The organism is Roseateles sp. P5_B10, from assembly GCF_056400485.1.
Genome location: NZ_JBFULE010000318.1, coordinates 1 through 5,775, shown reverse-complemented (window position 1 = coordinate 5,775; position 5,775 = coordinate 1). Strand labels below are relative to the sequence as shown.

General features: G+C 68.6%; 5 protein-coding genes and 1 pseudogene. 4 read left to right on the top strand and 2 right to left on the bottom strand.

Going from position 1 to position 5,775, the window contains the following annotated elements; translation table 11 throughout:
• A partial coding sequence (orn, locus tag AC1DU6_RS18065) for an oligoribonuclease (protein ID WP_477858698.1) occupies positions 1-417 on the top strand: 417 nt, incomplete at its 5' end.
• A gap of 16 nt (positions 418-433) precedes the next feature.
• Positions 434-2,188, top strand: a complete 1,755-nt coding sequence (locus AC1DU6_RS18060; protein WP_477858697.1) for a chorismate-binding protein — start codon at positions 434-436, stop codon at positions 2,186-2,188.
• Here the strand turns inward: AC1DU6_RS18060 and AC1DU6_RS18055 are convergent.
• Positions 2,168-2,701 (bottom strand): DUF2087 domain-containing protein, encoded by a 534-nt coding sequence (locus tag AC1DU6_RS18055; RefSeq protein ID WP_477858695.1) that lies wholly within the window; start codon positions 2,699-2,701, stop codon positions 2,168-2,170. The genes AC1DU6_RS18060 and AC1DU6_RS18055 overlap by 21 nt on opposite strands.
• Positions 2,702-3,222: 521 nt before the next feature.
• On the opposite strand from AC1DU6_RS18055, the gene AC1DU6_RS18050 reads away from it, so the two are divergent.
• Positions 3,223-4,863: a DEAD/DEAH box helicase gene (locus AC1DU6_RS18050; RefSeq protein WP_056197662.1), complete on the top strand. Its 1,641-nt coding sequence runs from the start codon at positions 3,223-3,225 to the stop codon at positions 4,861-4,863.
• Positions 4,864-4,924: 61 nt separating this feature from the next.
• Complete coding sequence (locus AC1DU6_RS18045) at positions 4,925-5,524, top strand: DUF1294 domain-containing protein (RefSeq protein ID WP_457322138.1); 600 nt, start codon at positions 4,925-4,927, stop codon at positions 5,522-5,524.
• Here AC1DU6_RS18045 and AC1DU6_RS18040 read toward each other — a convergent pair.
• A pseudogene (locus tag AC1DU6_RS18040) lies at positions 5,502-5,775 on the bottom strand (2-keto-4-pentenoate hydratase); the annotation flags it as partial. The gene AC1DU6_RS18045 and the pseudogene AC1DU6_RS18040 sit on opposite strands and share 23 nt — an antisense overlap.

Genomic DNA, 5,775 nt, shown 5'->3' with positions numbered 1-5,775 from the left:
GTCTTCGCCGTGCATCAGAGCGACGCGACGCTGGACGCCATGGACGCCTGGAACAAGGGTACCCATGGCAGGAGCGGCCTCATCGACCGCGTCAAGGCCTCCACCGTCTCCGAGGCCGAGGCCGCCGCCCAGACCATCGCCTTCCTGAAGCAATACGTGCCCAAGGGCAAGAGCCCGATGGCCGGCAACAGCATCTGCCAGGACCGCCGCTTCCTCGCCAACTACATGCCCGAGCTGGAGAGCTTCTTCCACTACCGCAACCTGGATGTGTCCACGCTGAAGGAACTGGCCAAGCGCTGGAAGCCCGCCGCGCTGGAGGGCTTCAAGAAGGCTCAGGCCCACACGGCCATGGCCGACATCCACGAGTCCATCGACGAGCTCGTCCACTACCGCACTCATTTCCTGAACCTGGCCTGACCGGGCCGCACGGCGCTTGCTGCACGCCGCTTTCGACTTCCCCCGCCACCCGCTGGCCCGCGAGGACGGCGAGCGGCTGCGCGGCTGCTGGGCCACGCCGCCGACGCGCTGGCTGAGGGCGACGCGGCTGGATGAGGTGCGCGGCGTCATCGCCGAGGCCGAAGCCGCGGCACGAGCCGGCGCCTGGGTCCTTGGGGGGCTGCGTTACGAGGCCGCCGCGGTTTTCGACGCCGCACTGAAGACGCACGGCGCCACCGCGCCGCTGGCCGAGTTCGCTGTCTACGAGTCGCCCCCTGAGCCCTGGCCGGAGCTGCCTCCAGCCTACAGCGGCTTCCTGGGCTGGAATGACGCCGAGCCGGACGGCACGGCAGCCATCGAGCGCATCCGCACCTACATCCGTGACGGCGATTGCTACCAGGTCAATCTGACCACCCGGCTGCGCGCGGCGGCCGGCGCGCTGGACGCCGAGCAGCTCTTCCTCGCCCTGCACGCCAGCCAGCCCGGCGGCTTCAGCCTGTTCTTGCGCGAAGCCGGCGCGGCCAGCGTGTCACCCGAACTCTTCTTCGACTGGCGTCCCGTGCCCGGTGCCAAGGCGAGCTGGCTGTTGGCGGCCCAGCCCATGAAGGGCACGGCGCCGCGCGGCCGCGACCGTGTCGACGACGAGGCGGCTCAGGCGCACCTGCGCACCAGCGAGAAGGAGCGCGCCGAGAACCTGATGATCGTGGACCTGCTGCGCAATGACCTCAGCCACGTCGCTCAGCTCGGCACCGTGCGCGTGCCGCGTCTGTTCGAGCTGCATGCGCTGCCAACGGTCTGGCAGATGACGTCCACCGTGACGGCCGTCAGCCGCGGCGGGTTGACGTTGGCCGATGCCTTCGCGGCACTTTTCCCCTGCGGTTCGGTGACCGGCGCGCCCAAGATCCGCGCGATGCAGATCATCCGCGAGCTGGAGCCGACGGCGCGGGGTTGGTACTGCGGCGCGCTGGGCCTGATCCAGCCCGGCGGCGTTGCCACCTTCAATGTGCCCATCCGCACTGTCGAGTTCCACGGCGAGGCGCTGACTTGTGGCATCGGCAGCGCCATCACATTGGACAGTGAGCCTGCTGCCGAAATCGCCGAATGGCGGGCCAAGTCGCGCTTCCTGGCCCGCGCCGAGGCGCCCGTCGAGGCGCTGGAGACGCTGCGGCTGGAGGGCGGCGTGGCGGTGCGCGGCGACGCTCACCTGGCCCGCATGCAGCGCACGGCGCGCCACTTCGGCCTGCGCTTCTCGCTGGCCGAGGCGCGGGCCCACCTGAAGGCAGTGGCGGAGGCCCACGCACAAGGCAGCTGGCGCCTGCGCCTGACCGGCGACGCCGAGGGGCGCCTGCATCACACGCTGGCCGCCTTCACTCCGATGGCCGAGCCGGTGCTGCTGGCGCTGGCCGATCAGCCCATTCCCACGCTCGGTCCCAGTGCCGAGTTCCTGGCCCACAAGACGACACGTCGCGAGCTGTATGCCTTCGACAAGCCAGCCCAAGCCTTCGACGTCATCCTCTGGAACGAGGCGGGCGAGCTGACCGAATGCAGCTTCGGCAACCTTGCCCTGCGGCTTGACGACCAGTGGCTCACACCGCCGCTGGCCGCCGGGGTGTTGCCCGGCGTGCTGCGTGCTGAGCTGCTGGCCCTGGGCCGTCTCAAGGAAGCACGGCTGACCCGGCAGGATCTGGCCCGTGCCGAGGGCCTGGCCTTCTTCAACAGCCTGCGCGGCTGGCTAGTTGCCGAGTTGACGTAAGGCCCGCATCAGCGCCATCGCGTCCTCGCCCGGCCGCGCTGGCAGCTTGGTGTAGACCGAGCTGTCCGCCGTGCGCGCCATCAGGCCTTGGGTGACGAGATCACGGCGCAGCGTGCAGTAGTCGCCGAAGCAGTGCCAGGCCKTCAGGATCTGGTTGACCTCGCGCTCGCGGTAAGGCCGCTTGGCGTCGAAGCGCATCCACAGGCCCCACAGGGCCATCAACTGCAGCGAGCGCTTGACGGGCAGCCGCTGCAGCCGGCCCTGATCGTCGAACAGGCGCAGCGTGCGGCGAACGATGTCGCTGTGTTCCGCACGGGCAGGGGTGGTGGTCCGCGGCAGGGCCGGCGGACGCGCCTTCAGCATCTGCAGATTGCGATGCCCGGCTGCGCGGGCCAGCATGTTCAGCAGGGTCTGGTGGCCTGGCGTGGCGGGGTGCGCCAGCAACTGCGTGCGCAGAGACTTGGTGAAGGTGGACAAGTCGTCCACGACGAGGGGCAGGGATTCACGGGCCATGATGGCACTCCATGCGCACGCCAACGACGAAAGAGGCTGGGCTTGCCGACTTGCAGCCAGGGCGCACGCGAGGTTCACGTGAACGAAGGCGGTATGCGTGGCAGGTTCAGCTCGCGGCGGGTGCCGCGCGGCAAGGCCTGGGTGTTCTGCCGACCCGGGCCGCAAGTGTGCCAGAGCTCACACCCGCGCCTCAGGGGTGGATTCCGTGAAAACCCTGATCTGTGCTACAGTCGCAGCTTCGCTCGGTTCCAACCGAGCTTCGTACGTCTCCTCTGACCTCGTTCGGCCCGTAGTTCATACGGCTTCTCGAACACCCCTCGTGGATCGGTCGGCGGCGATGAAGCCGTCGCTTTGACTGTTCCCCCGTGCCGCACCCGACTGCAACCAGCAGCCCGAGCCGCCCGACACGAGCTTTCTCCCAGCGACTTTGACTGCTGAACGGCATGGTCTGTTCAGCGCCCGCGTGTCYGCCCTCACTGWTTTCCWGGCGGCATGGAYGGGCTTTTGACTGAAAGAACGACATGAGTTTCGATACCCTGGGCCTGAACGAAGTGGTCCTGAAGGCCGTGAAAGATTCCGGCTACGAGAACGCCACCGACGTGCAGACGCTCGCCATYCCCGCTGCCATCGCCAACAAGGACCTGATGGTCTCGGCGCGCACGGGCTCGGGCAAGACCGCCGCCTTCATCCTGCCGGCGCTGGAAAAGATCCTGGCCGCACGTGGCGACGACAGCAAGAAGCGCGAAAAGGGCAAGGTCTATGGCCCCAAGATCCTGGTGCTGGCCCCCACCCGTGAGCTGGCTATGCAGGTCGCCAAGGCCGCACAGACCTACGGCCGCTTCATCCCGGGCCTGAAGGTCGCCACCGTGCTGGGCGGCATGCCCTACCCGCTGCAGATCCGCCAGCTGATGGGCCCGCTGGACATCCTGATCGCGACCCCCGGCCGCCTGATCGACCACATCAACTCCGGCAAGTGCGTGCTGGGCAATGTCGAAATGCTGGTGCTGGACGAAGCCGACCGCATGCTGGACATGGGCTTCATCGACGACATCACGATGATCGCCGGCAATACCCCTGCCGAGCGCCAGACCGTGATGTTCAGCGCCACGTTCGCCGGCCACGTCGGCCGCCTCGCGCAGAACCTGCTGAAGGATCCGCAGCGCATCGAGGTGGCCAACCACACCGACACGCACGAGAACATCGAGCAGCGCCTGCACTGGGCCGACAACCCCCACCACAAGGACCAGCTGCTGGAGTCCATCCTGGCCCTGCCGGAGATGGAGCAGGCCGTCGTCTTCACCAGCACGCAGCGTGACGCCGACTGGCTGGCCGAGCGCCTGGCCGAGATCGGCCACTCGGTGGCGCCGCTGCACGGCGCGATGCCGCAAGGCAAGCGCAACCGCGTGCTGCAGGCTCTGCGCAGCAAGCAAGTGCGCGTGCTGGTGGCCACCGACGTTGCCGCTCGCGGCATCGACGTGCCGACCATCAGCCACGTCATCAACTACGGCCTGCCGATGAAGGCCGAGGACTATGTGCACCGCATCGGCCGCACCGGCCGTGCCGGCCGCCAGGGCCTGGCGATCACGCTGGGCCTGCGTGACGACGTGTCCATGATCCGCCGCATCCAGCAGTTCACGACGCAGACGATCCCCGTGCAGCAGATCGCCGGTCTTGAGCCCAAGACGCAAGAGCCGCGCATCTTCCCGCCGCGCCCGGCTGGTTCCTTCGACGACCGCGGCCCACGTGGCCACTTCGGTGGCGGCCGCCCTGGCTTCGGCAACAAGCCTTTCCGTCGTGAAGAGGGCAGCCGCCCCTTCCACGGTGGTGGCAAGCCTTTCAATCATGGTTCTGGCGGCCAGGACCGTGGCTTTGCGCCGCGCGATGACCGTGGCTTCGCTCCGCAAGGCGACAACCGTGGCTTTGCTCCCCGTGAAGATCGCGGTTTTGCGCCGCAGGGTGATAACCGCGGCTTTGCTCCGCGTGAGGATCGTGGTTTCGCACCGCGTGATGATCGCGGCTTCCAGCCCCGTGACGACCGTGGCTTCGCGCCGCGCGGCGAGCGCTCCTTCCAGCCGGCCGGCAAGCCCAGCTTCGGCGCCAAGCCGGCCTTCGGCGACCGCCGCCCGCCGAGCGGCCCGCGCAAGGGTGGCTTCGGCCGCTGATCCCGCGGCGGCATCTGCCGCCCCGGCGATGATGGAGGGCCCGCAGTGCGGGCCCTTTTTTATGACCAGTTCCAGCGACAAGCAGACCGGCACCCTCGTCCAGTGGGACGACGCCAAGGGCTATGGCTTCATCGCGCCCGACGGCGGCCCGGCCCGCCTCTTTGTCCATATCCAGGCCTTTGCCGCCCGCGCCGAGCGGCCGGTGGTGGGTGAGCGATTGAGCTTCCAGGCGGGTTCTGACGCCCAGGGCAAGCCGAGGGCGCTGGCCGTGCGGCCCATCAAGGCGCCGCCGCTACCCGCAGCGCCGCGCGATCGCAGCCGTGTGCTGCTGCTGGTGCCGGCCTTTGCCGGCTTTGTGCTGGCCTGCCATCTCCTCTGGGGCTTGCCGAACTGGCTCTGGGGCATCTATTCCGCCATGAGCATGGCGACCTTCATCGTCTATGCGCTCGACAAGCGGGCCGCCAGGCAGGGAGCTTGGCGCGTGGGCGAGAAGACCCTGCATGGGCTGTCGCTGGCCTGCGGCTGGCCGGGCGCGTTGCTCGCCCAGCAACTGCTGCGCCACAAGAGCGTGAAGCCGGCGTTCCGGCGCATCTACTGGCTGACGGTGATCCTCAACATCGCGGCCTTCGCTGCGGTCTTCACGCCGCTACTGAAAAGCTGAGTTCGCCCAAGCCCTCGAAGGCCAGCGTGCCGCGGGCCGCACCCGTCAGCGGATGCAACCCGCCCCAGGCGCCGGTCGTCACGATGGTGCCGGCTGGCAAGGTAGCGCCATGGCGCGTGGCATGGCGCAACCAGGCCGGCAATACGGCGGCTGGATCGGCCAGGGAATGCCCACCACGGCGGACGACATCGGGCTGGCTGGCGAGGCTGAGACGCCATTCGAGCTGAGCCCACCGCAACGGGCGATAGGGT

Excerpts from the sequence above, each read along its gene's own strand:
- AC1DU6_RS18045 (WP_457322138.1), top strand. The coding sequence starts at position 4,925 with ATGACCAGTTCCAGCGACAAGCAGACCGGCACCCTCGTCCAGTGGGAC.